The sequence below is a fragment of the Microcoleus sp. bin48.metabat.b7b8b9.023 genome (genome assembly GCF_013299185.1).
Taxonomy (GTDB): Bacteria; Cyanobacteriota; Cyanobacteriia; order Cyanobacteriales; family Microcoleaceae; genus Microcoleus.
Window position 1 is genome coordinate 40,425 of the sequence record NZ_JAAFKG010000011.1, and the last position, 16,016, is coordinate 56,440.

At 44.2% G+C, this 16,016-nt stretch carries 19 protein-coding genes; 9 read left to right on the forward strand and 10 right to left on the reverse strand.

The window, feature by feature from the left end; all coding sequences use genetic code 11:
• The first annotated feature begins 32 nt into the window (after nucleotides 1-32).
• Both QZW82_RS08960 and QZW82_RS08965 read left to right on the forward strand, forming a co-directional pair.
• Nucleotides 33-281, forward strand: coding sequence for a helix-turn-helix transcriptional regulator (locus QZW82_RS08960; RefSeq protein ID WP_293147192.1), 249 nt, complete (start codon nucleotides 33-35; stop codon nucleotides 279-281).
• Nucleotides 278-1,015 (forward strand): restriction endonuclease, encoded by a 738-nt coding sequence (locus QZW82_RS08965; RefSeq protein WP_293147194.1) that lies wholly within the window; start codon nucleotides 278-280, stop codon nucleotides 1,013-1,015. Before QZW82_RS08960 ends, QZW82_RS08965 begins: the two co-directional genes overlap by 4 nt.
• Here QZW82_RS08965 and QZW82_RS08970 read toward each other — a convergent pair.
• Nucleotides 972-2,165, reverse strand: coding sequence for a DNA cytosine methyltransferase (locus tag QZW82_RS08970; protein ID WP_293147196.1), 1,194 nt, complete (start codon nucleotides 2,163-2,165; stop codon nucleotides 972-974). The genes QZW82_RS08965 and QZW82_RS08970 overlap by 44 nt on opposite strands.
• 146 nt (nucleotides 2,166-2,311) lie before the next feature.
• Between QZW82_RS08970 and QZW82_RS08975 the strand changes: the two genes are divergently transcribed.
• Genes QZW82_RS08975 through QZW82_RS08985 form a run of 3 tightly spaced genes read left to right on the forward strand, consistent with a single transcriptional unit; the run spans nucleotide 2,312 to nucleotide 3,170 of the window.
• Nucleotides 2,312-2,596: a type II toxin-antitoxin system HicB family antitoxin gene (locus QZW82_RS08975; RefSeq protein WP_293147198.1), complete on the forward strand. Its 285-nt coding sequence runs from the start codon at nucleotides 2,312-2,314 to the stop codon at nucleotides 2,594-2,596.
• 19 nt (nucleotides 2,597-2,615) lie between these two features.
• Nucleotides 2,616-2,936 (forward strand): helix-turn-helix domain-containing protein, encoded by a 321-nt coding sequence (locus tag QZW82_RS08980; protein WP_293147200.1) that lies wholly within the window; start codon nucleotides 2,616-2,618, stop codon nucleotides 2,934-2,936.
• 12 nt (nucleotides 2,937-2,948) lie between these two features.
• Complete coding sequence (locus QZW82_RS08985) at nucleotides 2,949-3,170, forward strand: type II toxin-antitoxin system HicB family antitoxin (RefSeq protein WP_293147202.1); 222 nt, start codon at nucleotides 2,949-2,951, stop codon at nucleotides 3,168-3,170.
• A 212-nt stretch (nucleotides 3,171-3,382) separates the two neighbouring features.
• Here the strand turns inward: QZW82_RS08985 and QZW82_RS08990 are convergent, their stop codons facing one another.
• The 3 genes from QZW82_RS08990 to QZW82_RS09000 form a co-directional block, all read right to left on the reverse strand.
• Nucleotides 3,383-4,150: a YebC/PmpR family DNA-binding transcriptional regulator gene (locus tag QZW82_RS08990; protein ID WP_293147368.1), complete on the reverse strand. Its 768-nt coding sequence runs from the start codon at nucleotides 4,148-4,150 to the stop codon at nucleotides 3,383-3,385.
• A gap of 148 nt (nucleotides 4,151-4,298) precedes the next feature.
• Nucleotides 4,299-4,937, reverse strand: a complete 639-nt coding sequence (locus tag QZW82_RS08995) for a histidine phosphatase family protein (protein ID WP_293147204.1) — start codon at nucleotides 4,935-4,937, stop codon at nucleotides 4,299-4,301.
• 172 nt (nucleotides 4,938-5,109) lie between these two features.
• Nucleotides 5,110-6,240, reverse strand: coding sequence for an endonuclease NucS domain-containing protein (locus QZW82_RS09000; RefSeq protein WP_293147206.1), 1,131 nt, complete (start codon nucleotides 6,238-6,240; stop codon nucleotides 5,110-5,112).
• Nucleotides 6,241-6,348: 108 nt separating this feature from the next.
• Between QZW82_RS09000 and QZW82_RS09005 the strand changes: the two genes are divergently transcribed.
• The 3 genes from QZW82_RS09005 to QZW82_RS09015 all read left to right on the forward strand — a co-directional run bounded on the left by QZW82_RS09005 (nucleotide 6,349) and on the right by QZW82_RS09015 (nucleotide 7,135).
• The gene (locus QZW82_RS09005; protein ID WP_293147208.1) at nucleotides 6,349-6,654 is read left to right on the forward strand and encodes a hypothetical protein; all 306 of its coding nucleotides are present in this window, start codon (nucleotides 6,349-6,351) and stop codon (nucleotides 6,652-6,654) included.
• A 68-nt stretch (nucleotides 6,655-6,722) separates the two neighbouring features.
• Nucleotides 6,723-6,977 (forward strand): hypothetical protein, encoded by a 255-nt coding sequence (locus QZW82_RS09010; RefSeq protein WP_293147210.1) that lies wholly within the window; start codon nucleotides 6,723-6,725, stop codon nucleotides 6,975-6,977.
• A complete protein-coding gene (locus tag QZW82_RS09015) occupies nucleotides 6,974-7,135 on the forward strand; it encodes a hypothetical protein (RefSeq protein WP_293147211.1) in 162 nt (53 codons plus the stop codon). Before QZW82_RS09010 ends, QZW82_RS09015 begins: the two co-directional genes overlap by 4 nt.
• Nucleotides 7,136-7,493: 358 nt before the next feature.
• Here QZW82_RS09015 and QZW82_RS09020 read toward each other — a convergent pair whose 3' ends face one another.
• A complete protein-coding gene (locus tag QZW82_RS09020; RefSeq protein ID WP_293147213.1) occupies nucleotides 7,494-8,183 on the reverse strand; it encodes a class I SAM-dependent methyltransferase in 690 nt (229 codons plus the stop codon).
• Between the two features lie 300 nt (nucleotides 8,184-8,483).
• Between QZW82_RS09020 and QZW82_RS09025 the strand changes: the two genes are divergently transcribed.
• Nucleotides 8,484-10,355: a polysaccharide biosynthesis/export family protein gene (locus QZW82_RS09025; protein WP_293147215.1), complete on the forward strand. Its 1,872-nt coding sequence runs from the start codon at nucleotides 8,484-8,486 to the stop codon at nucleotides 10,353-10,355.
• Between the two features lie 327 nt (nucleotides 10,356-10,682).
• Here the strand turns inward: QZW82_RS09025 and QZW82_RS09030 are convergent, their stop codons facing one another.
• The 5 genes from QZW82_RS09030 to QZW82_RS09050 all read right to left on the reverse strand — a co-directional run bounded on the left by QZW82_RS09030 (nucleotide 10,683) and on the right by QZW82_RS09050 (nucleotide 16,013).
• A complete protein-coding gene (locus QZW82_RS09030) occupies nucleotides 10,683-11,378 on the reverse strand; it encodes an SGNH/GDSL hydrolase family protein (protein WP_293147217.1) in 696 nt (231 codons plus the stop codon).
• Between the two features lie 290 nt (nucleotides 11,379-11,668).
• Entirely contained in the window at nucleotides 11,669-12,496 is an 828-nt protein-coding gene (gene larE, locus QZW82_RS09035) for an ATP-dependent sacrificial sulfur transferase LarE (protein WP_293147219.1), read from the reverse strand.
• Nucleotides 12,497-12,797: 301 nt separating this feature from the next.
• Entirely contained in the window at nucleotides 12,798-13,745 is a 948-nt protein-coding gene (locus QZW82_RS09040) for a Uma2 family endonuclease (protein ID WP_363318895.1), read from the reverse strand.
• A gap of 159 nt (nucleotides 13,746-13,904) precedes the next feature.
• Nucleotides 13,905-14,678 (reverse strand): ABC transporter permease, encoded by a 774-nt coding sequence (locus QZW82_RS09045; protein ID WP_293147221.1) that lies wholly within the window; start codon nucleotides 14,676-14,678, stop codon nucleotides 13,905-13,907.
• Nucleotides 14,679-15,014: 336 nt separating this feature from the next.
• A complete protein-coding gene (locus tag QZW82_RS09050; RefSeq protein ID WP_293147223.1) occupies nucleotides 15,015-16,013 on the reverse strand; it encodes a DUF5357 family protein in 999 nt (332 codons plus the stop codon).
• Nucleotides 16,014-16,016 lie beyond the last annotated feature (3 nt).

Below are 16,016 nucleotides of genomic sequence, written 5' to 3' on the forward strand. Positions count from 1 at the left end.
ACCGATCGTCCGCAGAGAATGACAATTGGCAGATGAGTCGATCGAAACAGAAGATTTTGCGTGCTTTAGGTCATCTGGTAAGGCAACACAGGACAGCGTTGGGAATTTCGCAAGAAGAACTCGGAATGCGGGCTAATTTAGACCGCACCTATATATCTGGAGTCGAGCGCGGAGTCAGAAATCCCTCTATGACGGCAATTGCGAGTCTAGCTAGTGGCTTAGGTTTGACAGTTTCCAATCTTCTCGACAATCTAGAAATAGAAGCGGAAAATATAGAGTGAGCAATCAAGATTTAGCAACGACAATTAAAGCTCAATTAAAACAAGACTCAACCCAATTGAGAGTTTTAAATCTTTTATCAGACCAACAATGGCATTGTCGAGAGTGCGAAGGCAAACAGATAGCATCAGCTCAATATGCCGGAGGTGGTGGTATTCAAGGATTGCAGCGCGGAACAAGGAAGCGCCCCGGTCTTGTTATTCAAACAGAAAAGAGGTACTGTCCAACTTGTCAAGTAACACGCTTGGGCGATTTGTGGACAGGAGAGATCAAATCAGCAAATTCTGCTGCTAACATACCCGCTTCTCTGGTAAAAAGAATTCTCGAAGTTTACTCTTATACAGATGTAATCGAACAAAGAAAACGAGCAGCTCATGAGTTAGTAATTGACCATAGGTTTCCGATGGAACGCTGGGGAGATAATGAACCACCGCACTTGGTATCTATGAGCGAATCTGAAATAAAGAAAAAGTTTCAGTTGCTCAAAAAAGATGATTCAGGAAATCACAATCTTCTCAAATCTCGAAGCTGCGAACGCTGCATCAAAACAGGGAAAAGAGGCACACCTTTTGGAATCAAGTTTTGGTATGAAAAGGGCGAAGACTGGCCTTCCATACATCAGCGAGGCGCTGAATCTGAGGAAGGCTGCACAGGATGTGGCTGGTATGATTTTGAAACTTGGCGAAATGCTCTCAATCAAAAACTAGCTGAATCTGTTCGGCAGATTGAACAGTAACGAAGCTAGGCTTCTTAAGTGCAATATTAGTCAAGTATGGAATAAGTGCAAAACCGATACACTCTGCTAATCGCGGCGGCACAGCATTGCCAATTTGCCACATTGCCTTTTTCATCGAACCTTCAAAAATAAATGAATCCGGGAAAGTTTGCAATCTAGCCATTTCACGAGCTGAAATAACGCGATTGAGATAAGGATGAATATGAGTGCCGCCGTGATTTTCTTTGACAGTCATACTGGGCTTTCCCGGATACTGTCGCTTAAAAGCATCGGCATAGCTTTCATACAAGGAACCACCTGGTGGAACTTTCGCAAGTCTTTCCATGTACTCAGCAGAATGACGAGTCCATTCGTGGTTAATTTCTGGGATGGGAGTATACTCTGGTAGATCGTAAATTGCTGATTCGATTGCTTTGTATTGTTCTGGCAACAATTGCGACTTGGGATAGGGATTTTGCATCCCAAATCTATTTGCAATAAAAATAGCTCGCGGGCGGATTTGTGGGACTCCATAGGTTGCTGATTCCAGAACAGCAACGGACATATGCGGATAGCCAATTTCCTGAAAAGCTTCGCAAATTGCTTGTTTAACAGCTCCTTTTTGCATAGTCAATATTCCTGGTACGTTTTCCATGACAACATACCAAGGACGTATTTCAGAGACTACGCGGACAAACTCTCTAAATAGGCGATTTCGAGGGTCGTTCGGGTCGCGTTTTCCTGCCACTGAGAAGCCTTGACACGGCGGCCCACCTACAACAACATGAACTTCTAGCGCACCGATTTCAGCGAGCAATTTTTGGGGATTTAAGTTTTTGATATCGTCGCACAAGTGATGACAATCAGGAAAGTTTTTTGTATGAGTTGCCGAGGCGATGGGATTAATTTCAACACTTGCTACTGGTCGAAAACCTGCTTGCAATAAACCTTGGGTCATGCCGCCTGCACCGCAGAACAGATCGACAAATGTATAGTCGGATTGTGGCAGTAACTGAGATTCAATATCAATGAATATCTTGTAGGGGTCGCATTCATTTGCTTCTAGTTCGCGTTGGATGCGTTCGTAACGCCCTAATTTTGCTTTTTTCTGCTTTTTGGCAGGAGTTAATTCTGACTCGTTTGAGAACAAAGACAGTTGTATTGTTTCCATTTTAGATTTGTTTACTGCATTCTATAATTGGCCAAGGCTCTTATCATAGCTTGTCAAGACGGAAATGATGCTAAACTATATTTACATAAGTTAGGCAGCGAAACAATTGAGGTGCGTAGGCAAATCGAAGCAGAGGAGACAGAACCATGAAATATACAATCGTTATCCAATGGTCAGAAGGCGATCGATGCTTTGTGGTGTTTTTGCCGGAATTTGAGGATGTAATGCAGCCGGTAACTCACGGAGATTCTTATGAAGAAGCTATTTATAATGCGCGAGAGGTACTGGAGTTACTAATCGAGAGTTGTCAAGCTGAAGGTAAACCATTACCAGCAACAATGATTTATCAAGAACAGCGCGACAGAAAGTGCCGTAAACTATTAGATAAGCTAATCGAGATGACTGAGGAAGCTGGTTTATACGAGGAATAGGATTAATTCACTTTTTAATATGGCTAAACTTGTTGTTCTACTTAATGCTTGTCTTTTGTTTTCCATGTATTTGCTTGATATTCTGCACAATCTCGAACTGACAACGCAGCAAGCTGCCGATATCCTAAATGTATCGCGACAATTTCTAGTCAAGTTGCTAGATGAAGGATCAATTCCTTATATCAAAGTAGGTTCCCATCGGCGGATTCAATTGAAGGATTTAATCATTTATCAAGAACAGCGAAAAGTGATGCGCCGCCAAGGACTTAAGGAATTAACTCAATTTCTTCAAGAGGAAGGATTTTACGAAGCAGGAATACACGATATAGTTCAAAATTAAGGATGATGAACCATGAAAAATGATCGCATCAATATTTTTTACAGTAACGAAGATGAAGGCTACATTGCCGATATTCCCGATTTAAAATACTGTTCCGCTTTTGGCGAAACCCCAGAATCAGCTTTGCAGGAAGTACAGATTGCTAAAACAGCATGGCTGGAAGCTGCACAATCTGCGGGAAAACCCATTCCCGAACCAAAATATCGATCGCCAATATATCAACTTACTACTTGATAAACGATCGCCCATCCACCTACCTTACTGCATCCGATCGCCCATCCGGTACTGCACTGCTTCTCCCAGATAATTCGCGATCGCACTTTCATACTCTGACAAAGCTGTAATTGTTCTAGTAAGCTTCAAATTTTGCTATGAGCCTGATGCGGACTAAAGTCCTCACTACGAACCTGATGCGGACTAAAGTCCTCACTACGAACCTTGGGATTTTAAATCATAATTGAGGACATCAATTCATCGGTCATTTCAAAATTAGCCGTCACACTTTGCACGTCGTCCAAATCTTCCAAGGCGTCCATTAACTTCAGGAACGATCGAGCTTTTTCAGGAGTGTCTATTTCCACTGTATTGCTCGGAATCCAGCGAGTCTCTGACTGTAAAACTGCAAAACCTGTTTGTTTCAAAACATCAGCAAGCTTTTCCAAATTAGGCACACTTGTAAAAACTTCTGCACCTTCAGTATCCTCATCAATTGATATCAAATCGTAGGATTCGGCTTCTGCTTCTAGGGAAGCTTCAAACAATTTTTCCTCATCAATGGGACCGCGTACCGTACAAACTCCTTTGTGATCGAACATCCAGCCCACACAACCTGTTTCGCCCAAGTTGCCGCCATTTTTACTAAAAGCTTCTCGCAAGTCAGCCGCTGTACGGTTGCGGTTGTCTGTCAGCGCTTCAATCAGAATCGCTACGCCGCCAACGCCGTAACCTTCGTAGCGAATGGCTTCTAATTCGGAACTACCCCCGGCTAAACCGGCACCTTTGGCGATCGCCCTTTCTATGTTTTCATTAGGAATATCTGCCGCCTTAGCTTTTTCAATAGCCGTCCGCAGTTGAAAATTGCCAGCGGGATCGGGAACTCCACTGCGGGCGGCGACAATAATTTCGCGAGATATTCTGGCAAAAACCTTGCCTTTAACGGCATCAACTCTAGCTTTTTGGCGTTTAATATTCGCCCATTTACTGTGTCCTGCCATATCGATTAGGGATTTTTGATTTGAAATGTGCGATCGACATTCAATGATAGCACTCGGATTTTCACAAACCAAATAAACGTAGGGTGTGCACATAGCACCCAATCCGTACAAATAGCATAAAATGCGATTTTTTGCACGAATCTCAACTTTAATTAAAGCGGACAACGGTTTCAGTGTCCGTGAGGTGGGAAGTATCGCCATTAAGTGCGATCGACCATTCGCCCCCATCCCGCACCACTTTCACCAAACAGCACAAAGAAGCATTAATTTCGGTTTCTGCACCGCCCGCTAGCCCGATCGCACTTCCCAAAACCGACGCACGGTGACCTACTAATAACATATCCTCAGGAAACTGTGCGGCGAGGCGTTTAGCAGTTTCCCCCGCCCTTTTGAGACAAGCTTCCCCAGTTTCGGGATACTTAGGAATACCACCTTTGTAGGAAGCATCAATCCTGGGAAAACGCCTGCACAAATCTTCGACAGATTCAGTTTCCGGCATTTCGGTCATCCATTCAACATTCAGCCACTCGCACAGTCCCCACTCTAGTTTAATTGACAAATCGAGAGCGACCGCCGCGTGATTTGCTGTTTGGACAGTTCGCAGAAAAGGGGAAGCGAAAATGTGAGAAATTCCTTCACCTTTGAGGCGATTGGCGAGTTGTTTGGCTTGAATGTGACCGTCTTCGGAAAGATGGGGATCGTAGCGGTGTTCTGCCGTGAGAAACCAGTCGGGGTTTACGAAGTCGATGCGGTTTCCGTGGCGTGCGATCCAGACTGTTTGTGACATTAGTTGGTTTGAGTTTGGCTTCTAGGTGTAATATTATATCAAATATTGGTAATTTGATTTGTTGCCAAGCTATTGATTGGATTTTTTTAACCGCAGATGCACGCAGATAGACGCAGATGGATAGTGGATTTGGTAAAGGGTGATAGGTGCGATCGTATTTGTTAATTCTCCCTTATAGTTTTACCAATCTTGATTCTAAAGCTAAATTAACTATTCTTTCTAAAGAAGTGGATTCGTCACTTTTGCCAATTATCTTGAAATAGTATGTTATGGACATCGCTAATGGCGAACCGTGACGGTAGTTTCGTCCATACTTGCTCACATAAGATGCCAAATTATTCATAACATAATTGTCTCTGTATGCTGGATCATTCACAAATCTATCCCTGGCGCCTAATGCCCTATAGGAGGTATCAGGCATTAACTTAGCTGAAGGAGAAACCAGACCCAGCTTGTACTCATCCTCATTAATCATTATGCCAATTCCCTTCCGAATATAACCTGTATCTGTGACTATTTCCCAATTCGTCCAAATTCTCATTCTAGCTAGGATTTTATTATTGTTGTATCCTCTGGGAAGTGGGAGCCATAAAAACATTGCAGGGCTATTTCGTCTGGCATCAAATCTAAATTCAGCAATCAATTTATTTTTGCCGAAACCATACTTAATACTACTAGAGTCAGTAAGTTCCTTGACCCGTCTATCACAGCCTAGAATTTGTCTGCGAACGCTCAAAACTCCTTCGCTTTCAGTTTCATTACATTGCTTGATAAATTTTAAAAGCAACCTTGGCGGTTCAGATAGAGTTTCGTTGCTGTATTGTTCTCGATATGTAATTTCTACTTGTGAAATCTGTTCGGCATCTACATCTTTCAGTTGTAAATTTAAGTTTTCCTCAGAAAGAACGATCGCAAATTGCAAAAACTGAAAAAATAGCCCGTGATACTTCCTGTCTGTAAAATTATCCCTGTGAAATTTGGGCGCAATTGCTATTAAGCGAACGGGTTGAGCGTAATCCACGCGATCGGCAAAAGGTTTGTGTTCCAACAAAGCATCGTAATAACGGGTTAACTGCTGAACGACATATCTATCTTCGCCGTTTTTCAACTCCAGCACAACTAACCGTTTATTCTCGTCCACCGCTATAATATCGCATCTTTGCTCGTTGACAGTGAATTGCCGCTTGATGACTGTCAAACCGAGCAAACTTTGCAAGTGAACTTCGACAAAATCCTCTAACGCTTCTTCATTTGCAAATTCCCACCCCAACCCTGTTTTTCTCAATGCGGCGCTGCTTAGCATTTTGACAATTCTTAAAGTCTTTAACCAATTTTACCGCAACTGTGCGTTATAGTGTCCACAACTATTTGACAATGCGCTAAAATTAAATCAGTCACTCTCTATTGTCCAATGGCTCAATCTATAAAGCAACTCCACGCCCAAATTCAAGCCATGCCCAGCGATTCGGTGAAGGCGATCGTACTTTCATGGCTGAATCAGTCCAACGGTAATCTCAGCGACTTTGAACGCCTAATCACAGAAATTACTGAGGAAAGCGAGGGATATCAATGGGGAGAAATTGACACAGCAAACGAGTTTCAACCTCTGGGCGAAGAACAAACCATCGCAATGAGTCTCTCCGTCTTGGAAGATTACCAAAAAAGCAAGATAGGCATTTCGGGCGATCGCGTTAAGCAATGGGCAGATAATTTATGAAGCGATGTTTTGGCTAACTATGCCAAAATAAAGTTACAAATTAAAGTTAACCCTTCATCATAACTTTTATGACCGTTACACTCACCTTACCGCCAAAAATCGAAGCACTGCTGCGCCAACGGGCTGAAAGTACAGGACAAGATATAACCAGCGTTATCCTAGCTGTTCTCGCCTTTGGCCTTAGCTTTGATGAAAGCGATTTCTTCGAGGCATTGGAAGGGATTCAACGCGGACTTGATGACTTCGATCGGGGTCAATTTTCTAGTCTGGAAGATTTTGTCGATCGACAAAACCAGAAATACGGACTTTCTTTGGAAGCATGATTTATCGCATTGATTTTTCTAGTACAGCTCAATCTGAAGCTGATGCAGCGTTTCTGAATTTTTCCCAATTCACGACTCCCGATCGCGCTCAAGCATGGTATCAGGGCCTGATTAAAGCGATTTCCTCACTCTCAGAAATGCCCCGTCGTTGTGTTTGAGCCCGTGAAAACGCATTTTTCAGCCAAGAGATTCGCCAGCTTCTATATGGAAGTGGTAAAGTCACGTATCGCATACTCTTCACTATTCTTGACGATCGACCCATACCAACGGTGAGGATTATCCACATTCGCAATGCACTCCAACGTGCGATTGGCGAACCCGAAGATGAGGAATAATCTTATGCTTAGCTGATCTATATTTTTGGGGAATAAGCGATCGCGAATTCCATTCACCAGCAACTATTTCTTTCTTCCAGTCCGCGGAGGCGGACATTGTTTGTATAGTCGCGAATTCCATTCGCCCGGTAACTGCGGACATTGTTTGTATAGCCGCGAATTCCATTCGCCCGGTAATTGGCTACATTCGCCCCCTAACTCGCAGCATCTTATTTCCACCTTTTTGAAACTCATAAGGAGCCTCTTGAATTTCCACACGAAAATTTCGGTTTTTCAATTCGGCAATCACCGGATTTAAATGCTCGGATTCCTCCCCGCTAAAACTCTGCAACAGCGGAAACACCCGCACTTCTTTAGCAACCCGACACATTTCCATAATTGCTTCTAGATGAAATTCTTCCGAAAGCAGGTGAGAATAAGCAAATAAGAAATGGCTGCACAAAGCTAAGTCAAATTGATTGTTATCGAAGGGCAAAACAGGCAGCTCAGCAGTCAGGTAGCGGCCTTGCTCCAAGCCAGAGGGAAAATCTGCTAAAAATTCCTGCATTGCTTTCATCCGCACTTCGCCTAGCTGGTACGGCGATTCAAAATTGTTCCAGAGGTAGCCGTCTACATTGGCTTTAACACCGTCAATTACAGTTTGATATGTTTCTTGGATGCGATCGCCAATTTCCACCGCCGTAAACTGATAAACCGGATCGCAAGAAATCACCTTGTTACCTTGGCGAGTCATTTCGGCATTGAAACTCGCCGGCCCGCCCGCACAATCAAGAATTGCTAGCTTGAGGTCACCTGATGTCAGGCTAAACATTCCTATATATTCATCCAAGCAGCGTCCCCAGGGAATTACCTTCTCCAATTTTAGTGACACTTGTCTTTGTCCCGCAGATACAATTATTAATATTTTACATCAAATAAGGATCGTTTGTTCTAGATATTTTATTTCGGGGGGTTGATTTGCATCCCGACTTATGTATAAATAATTTTGAGAACAGTTGGCTCGCTTTACGCTTTCTTTATAAAGAAGGTACTCGATTGCCGCACAAATTTTATGATTCCACCTCTGGATTTTCCAGGGCAGCGAGGCTACACTGGACAGAACGGAAAATAAACTAAAATTAACTAGCTAAATTGCGATCGTTCATTGGCAGACTGCAACCAGGAAACAACTATGAAACATAACGTTCAAACCGCTACAAGTCTGAGTTTGTCAGCACTCCTGGTGCTAAGCGGTTCGCTGCCCAGTATAGCTCAATTGCCTGCCGTCAGAACTCCTGCACGCGCTCCGAGCCCAAACAGGCCGAGAGTACCGCCACCACCGCCTCCGGGTTCGAGTTTCCCGCGGATCGGCAATTCGGGTTCGCTGATACAAGAAGCGGCTTATACTTTAGGCCCGGGCGATCGCATTGCTTTAGATATCTTCGGCGTCCCTGAATTCAGCAAAGAATATCAAGTCTTAGTTGACGGAACCCTCAATCTACCAATCATTCGCAGTGTCTCAATTCAAGGGTTGACGCTGCAACAAGCCGCTACCGTCATTACCAAGAGATACGAACCCTTCATCAATGTTCCCGTTGTCACCGTGACTCTGATGGTTACTCGCCCCCTAAATATAGGTGTTGCCGGTGAAGTTACTCGCCCCGGTTCCTACAAAATTAATGCCAGCAGAGAAGGAACCGGAGGAGGCGTAAAATTTCCAACTTTGATGGAAATGCTGCAACTTGCCAAAGGGGTGACATCCGCAGGAGATATGCGAAACGTCCAAATTCGCCGTCCCCGCAGAGGCGGAGCAGAGCAACTTATTACTGTTAATTTGCAGGATTTTTTAGATACGGGAAATTTGAGCCAAGATGTCACGATCCGAGATGGAGATACAATTTTTGTACCGACAGCAAGTGCTCTGAATACCCAAGAAGTCCGTCAAAGAGCCAGTGCTAGTTTTTCCGCTGATATTACTAAACCAATTGGCGTCGTAATTGTTGGAGAAGTCAACAGGCCGGGGCCTTATACTGTATCTGCTTCGGATTTGCGATCGACTAACCAACAAACAGATCTGAGTTTTGTCTCTATTGAACAACAACAAGGAGGAGGAGCCGTTGTCGGATTACCAACAATCACTAGAGCACTCAAAATTGCTGGCGGTATCACCACAGAAGCAGACATTCGCCGCGTCCAAATCCGCCGCCGTGTCAGAGGTGGCACTGAACAAACTATCACGGTAAATCTGTGGGATTTGCTGCAAAAAGGTGATGCAACTCAAGATGTTTTACTGCAAGAAGGAGATAGCGTCATTATTCCGACGGCATCTACTGTAGACTTAGCTGAAGTTGCCCAACTCGGAAGTACAAGTTTCTCTCCAAATGCGATCAGCATCAATATTGTAGGGGAAGTGATCAGGCCCGGAGCTTTACAGGTTAAACCTAGTACATCCCTCCACCAAGCTTTGCTGACTGCGGGTAGTTTCAATCAATTGCGGGCTAAAAAAGATAAGGTGGAACTGCTGCGTTTGAACCCCAACGGTACTGTTACTCGCCGCACTATTAATGTCGATTTTGCTCAAGGGCTGAATCCTGACAATAACCCAACTCTCCGAAACAACGATGTGATTCTCGTAGCGCGATCGGGCTATACTAGGGTAGCAGACAATATTGCCACTTTCTTGCAGCCGATAACAGGAGTTGCAGGTGGAATCAACACTGTTAGCGGAATTTTTACTGGGTTTCAAACAACTATCAACGCTTTTCAGAACTTATTTTTGGGAGGAGATTTCGATCGGCGAAATCAACTCAGACAGCTTCGGGAACAACGTGAAGACAGACAACAGCAACGTGCAGACAGAGAGCTAGACAGACAGAGACAAGCTGAAGACAGAAGGCTGCAAGCTGAAGACAGAGCGCGCCAAGCTGAAGACAGACGCTTGCAACTCGAAGACAGACAGCGACAGATAGATCTTCAAAATCGGCAACTTCAACTTCAACAGCAGCAAAATCAGCAGCTACAGCAACTACAACCACAGCAAATTATGCCAACAACTACTCCTTGATCTTTAGCGCTAGGGTGCGTCAGTTTAGTAATTGTCGATCGTGACAAAAATCTAATTCTGACACACAATTGATTCCGTGGTGCCTCACTTGTGATATCAATTCCGGTTGCACCGGAATAATGTTGACTGTTGACTGTTGACTGTTGACTGTTGACTGTTTAAATAATACCGATGCAACCGGAAACGATATGAGATTGTGAGGAAAGTACCAAAAATATTATTTTTATGACGCACCCTACTTCACTGAAATGACATAAATCAAGTCCGCATAAGCGGACTTGAAATTAATAGTTTAGGAGGCTCTTATGTCAGAGAAAGTGTGAGTTGTCAAGTTTCATTCAAAATATTTAGCAAAACTTTTCTGTATATATCTAAACCTTTGGCATTGAGGTGAACGCCGTCTATTGTTAAATCTCCATTTAGAGCTTTTTCCTTAAATAAGGCTTGTATGCCACTAGATTCCACAGGAATATTTTCGTCGGTGGCGACTTGATTGATGAGAACATTAATTTCGTCAACTCTGGCAATTGTTCCGGCAAATTTAGGATTGTAGCTGGCGGCAAGAGTTGAGTAAAAAGCAGGAATCAGAATAATCTGCTTGGTGCCGATCGATCGCATAATTGCGATCGCCTGTTTCAAATTGCTGACGAATGCCTCATCCCTGATGCCGTACATAGCATCATTTGTGCCGATCGCCAAAATCGATTTTTTGCAAGTAAACCCCTGGGGGACTACAAGTTTAAGCTGTTCTAGCAGCGAAACAGAACTCATTGAGCCGATCGCAAAATTAAAGTTTTTTTCTCCCAAAGAATCGCCCAATGCCGAAGAAATAGAATCGCCCCACACGCAACCTTGATATTGCCCGTCTTTAATTTGCTGCACCTGATTGTACACCAAAACTTGCCACCACAGGGCAGAACTCACTGTATCTCCCGAAGGTGGATTAGCAAACACCCGAAACGGGATGTAAGCGAACAACAACAAAGTCAAGAAGACAGAGATAAATCTAAATTTCACTTTCATAAAACTTGCTGCTACTTTTGCTGCTATTTGAGTTTATGCTATTCCTTTAACCACAACTCAGTATTAGACTTCTTGCAAAAGTCGGGAATAGGGAACAGGGAACGGGGAACAGCGAACAAGAATTAATGCAAACAAAACCGCAACAATATTTTTGCAATCTTGTCTAATTATGTAAAAATTCAGTGAGATTGCGATGCGTCGGTTGCAGTCAATATTTCTAGCCGCAGGTTTCATTCAAAAGAATATGTAAACCACATCCCGAATATTTATCAACTAGCCCCACCTCTCAATTAACTTGTAGCCCCCAACAATTCAGGTTGCAAAACCTGATTTAATTTGCCGCTGCGAAATCCCTCCAAATCCAAAGTCGCATACACAAAACCAAAGTCTTGAAATACCGCTACTAATGCAGGCAAATCCGCATTTAATACAAACTCTTGAATCTCCTGGGCCGGCAATTCAATTCGTGCCGTATCTCCATCCGATCGCACGCGCAGATTTTTCAGTCCCAACTGCCGCAAATACCGTTCAGCGCGCCCCACTCTTTGCAACTTGGCAACGGTGATTTCTTCACCGTAGGGAAAGCGCGAACTCAAACAAGGCTGTGCCGGTTTGTCCCACCAAGGCAAACCCAATTCTCTTGCTAACTGCCGCACTTCAAATTTAGTCATGCCGACTTCTGCTAAAGGCGATCGCGCGCCCCGTTCCTTTGCAGCCTGAATCCCCGGGCGGTAATCCTTTAAATCATCACCATTCACCCCATCCACCACATAAGGATAACCCTTGGCAAGTGCTAGCGGTTTCAAAGTATCGTGCAGTTCGCTTTTGCAGAAATAGCAGCGATTAACCGGGTTAGAAGTGTAATTAGGATTTGCCATTTCCTGAGTTTCGACTTCCTGGTGGGCGATGCCAATTTCTGCGGCTTGAATCCGGGCATCTTCCAAATCTTCTGTCAGTAGAGACGGAGAAACAGCCGTTACAGCCAAAGCGCGATCGCCCAACACGTCAAAAGCAATTTTTGCCACCAAAGTGCTGTCAATGCCGCCAGAGTAGGCAATCAGCGCTCGTTCCATCAGCGCGAAAATGTCTTTTAATTCTTCGAGTTTTTTCACTAACATGATTTCAACTTTTATTACAAATAGATAAGTTAGAACAATGGTTCGGACACTTTTTTTAGTGCTGGATGACGTATCCTCTAGGGTTTCGGGTTGCCAGCGATAATTAAATCAATGTCACGTCTGAGCCTCAGTTGCATTTTATTCGTAATTTCTACGATCTATACGCTGTAAAGCTTGTGGTTTCGTTCTAAAAACTGTCCGGAGTATTGTTAGAAAGCAGACTAAATAAAGGAAGATGAAGAAAGTACATCTCGCTCGGCTTTCCTTCTTCCTTCTTCCTTCTTCCTTCTTCCTTCTAATCTTATTCTGGATCGATACCGAGGGCTGCCAATCGCGCCAAAAGTTCTTGATTGCGCTGTCTTTCCTGTTCCAGCAGCGTTTGGGCGGACTCTTTATCTTGCTGTTCGCGATTTGCCCGCTGGCTTTCGGCTTCTGCCCGCTGGCTTTCAGCTTCTGCCCGCTGGCTTTCAGCTTCTGCCCGCTGACTTTCAGCTTCTGCCCGCTGGCTTTCAGCTTCTGCCCGCTGGCTTTCGGCTTCTGCCCGCTGGCTTTCGGCTTCGGCCCGCTGACTTTCGGCTTCGGCCCGCTGACGTTCTACTTCCGCCCGTTCTTCCGGCCACAAAAGCAACTCTCCGTCTGCATTCCACCAGCGCAGCCAATTTCCTGTTCTACCTTCCCGAGTTCCCACCCAAACTCCCAAAAATAGATTTAATCCGGGTATCAAATAACGCCCATTTTCATCAGGATCTTGATTGTTGTAGCGATCGGATTCCAGCGCATAAACTTCTAGTCTGCCCGTATGCGGCCGAAAAATGACATAGCGAGGAACTTTGATTACTTGTTCGTAAAAGAACCACTTGCCGATTTCTTCTGTGTGTTCGACAGAGTATTCATCGCCGTAAGTAGCTGAGAGAAATTCCATCACTACAAAAGGCACTGTTCCTTCGGTATGAGGCGTGTAACTGCGGCGGGGATAGCTGTGAGGCCAAGGTTGTACCGGTTGGACGTACATCCAGTCTGGGGCTTTGCAAATAGTGCGATCGTCCACAGCAGCACATAAAGCAAAATTAGAAACTATCAATGCGTCTTGCGTGAGTTCAGGGGAATCAATTACAGACTGGCGCAAACCGTTAGATATTAAAGGATGTTCTATATTTTCCACGGGGTCATCTGGTAGAATAAAATCATCGGGTAGCAGGGGCCAGGTAATTTTTAGTTGCGATATCGGTTTGTGAGTTACAGCAGTCATAAGTCACCTCATTTTACCAATAAAAGTTTTAGTTTTAGTCGAGATTGGCGATCGACAACCTTGTCTTTATCTTAGCGCGCTAATTAGATAATAAAATTGGTTCGTAGTGAGGACTTTAGTCCGCAAAATCCGAAGACTAAAGTTCTCACTACGAACTATTTAAAATTCCCGGCGGGAAAATATGGCGATCGCAATTGACAGCAGCAGCACCACATACAGCAAACCATAACCAGCATCCGTAATCAAACCCGCCAAGTAAGGTACTTGTCCGTAAACAGCATCATTTCTCAAATTGAATCTGGCTAAATCCGGCAAAACAAGATAAAGTCCCATCATCAATTGTTCAATGCCAGGATTTTTAGTTAACTTGCCAAAAGCCACTAAATCCCGCGTCGAGTGTCCCATCAAATAAACGCTAAATGTCAGTAAAGTTGCCAGCAGCGAACTGCTAAAAACCCCAAATAAAATCCCGACACCAGCCATGAGGCACAGCTCAAACCATACGAACAGCGAAGCGATTAAAATGCTGCCCAAAGGGTAAGGAATGCGACTCAAACTCAGAATAACCAGATAGATAGCAGTCATTGCTGCTACAAGAACGAATAGTACCGCCGACATCCCTAAGTGCTTGCCGACAATTAACTCAGCCCGACTTATCGGTTTGGCAACTAACAGGTAAACAGTCCGCTTTTCAATTTCTTTGTTGACCAGTCCGGTAGCCACAAATACTGTGACAATTATACCGAGGATGCTCATCGCAGCCAAGCCGATATCTAAGATAATTTTCTTTTCGGTTGTCGCTGCCAATTCCGGTATCAAGCGCACCGAGGCTCCCATCAACAGAGCAAAAATAATAATTAAGTAAAGGATGCGATCGCGAATTACTTCCCAATATACATTAGTCGCGACTGTCAAGATTCTTCTCAAATTCATCTAGTTATTAACCCGCAGTCAACTTTAGCCATATTTTTAGTTTAACGAAGAGGGAAGAGGGAAGAGGGAAGAGGGAAGAGGGAAGAGGGAAGAAGGAAGAGAGAAGAAGGAAGAAGGAAGATTTTTCTGGCTCTCCGGCTCTCGGAAGCATCTTGGCGGAGAATAAAAAGCGTTTTTTAGAAGTGCGATCGTCCCCGCTTACCGAATATACAATAGCGATCGTCCCCGCTCGCACTCCCATTTAAAAACTCTCCCCATCTCCCCATCTCCCCATCTCCCCATTTCCCCATCTCCCCATCTCCCCATCTCCGACTCTCCTAACCGCCAGAGACAAGCTCAAACTTGACTGTCTCCCGAAGATCCATCTTTTTTCAATCCCGGTTTAGAAGGTTTGGTAGAGTCACAGGTTACAGTTGCCTTATTGCCTATATCGACCACCTCGCAAGATTTGGTCAACGAATATATTTCGGGTCTAAACACCAGCCCCAGCCAAGTTGCCTGCATCTGTAACTGATAGCGGGACTCTCCTTGAACGATCGAAGTTTTGACCTCCCAGCTAGCATCTTCTGGGACTAACCGAATTGTTTTTAACGCTTGATTCTTCAGAAAAAATCGCTCGTTGTCAATATCTATTAACATTTGCTCTACCTGCGCCCAGGGTTTTGTGCGAGCTTCATTTTGCAGGTATCGATCCATTGCATTCAGGATGACCACTCCTCGGGAGCGATTAATAGTTGGCGGTTGAAATGTCACCACATAATCGCTTTTCCTCAAATCCTGCGATAAAACGCTCGGATATTGTTCTATCCAACCTTGAATTAAAAAATGAAATCCAAACCAACAGGAAATCAACAGGTGAATCAGGGTAATCATCAAAAACTGAGGCCGCACTAACGCTCTGAGACCTTGCCGTTTTGACTCATTATTCCAAATCTCTATTACACCCAAAATTATTACTGCTATAATTGGGCCGGATATCCATGCTATTTCCTTCCTATCTGACGGCAATCGGATCAGCAACCACAAGCCAATTAAGATGCTGGTCACCCACGGACTCAGACTTACTTTTTTAATCGTAAAAGGTTGCTGGCTGGTCAGCAAACCCATTGACAGTGTAAAAAATAACCAGCTCATATCAAACATCAGAGTTCTTGTCGGCCAGTCTGTGATTGCCGCCACCGTCAGCAAAGCTAAAAATATGCTGAGCAGTAAAGGCGTCTTCCAGTGGACAACTTTAGGCGGAATTATCGCCTTTTGAAATTTTTTATTGGTTTCCCAAAGGTTGTTCGTCAGCTTCGTGAGTTGCTGAGTCACATCCAAAAATTGCTTCATCATAGA

Coding starts and splice junctions, on each gene's coding strand:
- QZW82_RS08960 (WP_293147192.1), top strand. CDS start 33: ATGAGTCGATCGAAACAGAAGATTTTGCGTGCTTTAGGTCATCTGGTA.
- QZW82_RS08970 (WP_293147196.1), bottom strand. CDS start 2,165: ATGGAAACAATACAACTGTCTTTGTTCTCAAACGAGTCAGAATTAACT.
- QZW82_RS08975 (WP_293147198.1), top strand. CDS start 2,312: ATGAAATATACAATCGTTATCCAATGGTCAGAAGGCGATCGATGCTTT.
- QZW82_RS08980 (WP_293147200.1), top strand. CDS start 2,616: ATGGCTAAACTTGTTGTTCTACTTAATGCTTGTCTTTTGTTTTCCATG.
- QZW82_RS08985 (WP_293147202.1), top strand. CDS start 2,949: ATGAAAAATGATCGCATCAATATTTTTTACAGTAACGAAGATGAAGGC.
- QZW82_RS08990 (WP_293147368.1), bottom strand. CDS start 4,150: ATGGCAGGACACAGTAAATGGGCGAATATTAAACGCCAAAAAGCTAGA.
- QZW82_RS08995 (WP_293147204.1), bottom strand. CDS start 4,937: ATGTCACAAACAGTCTGGATCGCACGCCACGGAAACCGCATCGACTTC.
- QZW82_RS09000 (WP_293147206.1), bottom strand. CDS start 6,240: ATGCTAAGCAGCGCCGCATTGAGAAAAACAGGGTTGGGGTGGGAATTT.
- QZW82_RS09005 (WP_293147208.1), top strand. CDS start 6,349: ATGGCTCAATCTATAAAGCAACTCCACGCCCAAATTCAAGCCATGCCC.
- QZW82_RS09010 (WP_293147210.1), top strand. CDS start 6,723: ATGACCGTTACACTCACCTTACCGCCAAAAATCGAAGCACTGCTGCGC.
- QZW82_RS09015 (WP_293147211.1), top strand. CDS start 6,974: ATGATTTATCGCATTGATTTTTCTAGTACAGCTCAATCTGAAGCTGAT.
- QZW82_RS09025 (WP_293147215.1), top strand. CDS start 8,484: ATGAAACATAACGTTCAAACCGCTACAAGTCTGAGTTTGTCAGCACTC.
- QZW82_RS09030 (WP_293147217.1), bottom strand. CDS start 11,378: ATGAAAGTGAAATTTAGATTTATCTCTGTCTTCTTGACTTTGTTGTTG.
- larE (WP_293147219.1), bottom strand. CDS start 12,496: ATGTTAGTGAAAAAACTCGAAGAATTAAAAGACATTTTCGCGCTGATG.
- QZW82_RS09040 (WP_363318895.1), bottom strand. CDS start 13,745: ATGACTGCTGTAACTCACAAACCGATATCGCAACTAAAAATTACCTGG.
- QZW82_RS09045 (WP_293147221.1), bottom strand. CDS start 14,678: ATGAATTTGAGAAGAATCTTGACAGTCGCGACTAATGTATATTGGGAA.
- QZW82_RS09050 (WP_293147223.1), bottom strand. CDS start 16,013: ATGATGAAGCAATTTTTGGATGTGACTCAGCAACTCACGAAGCTGACG.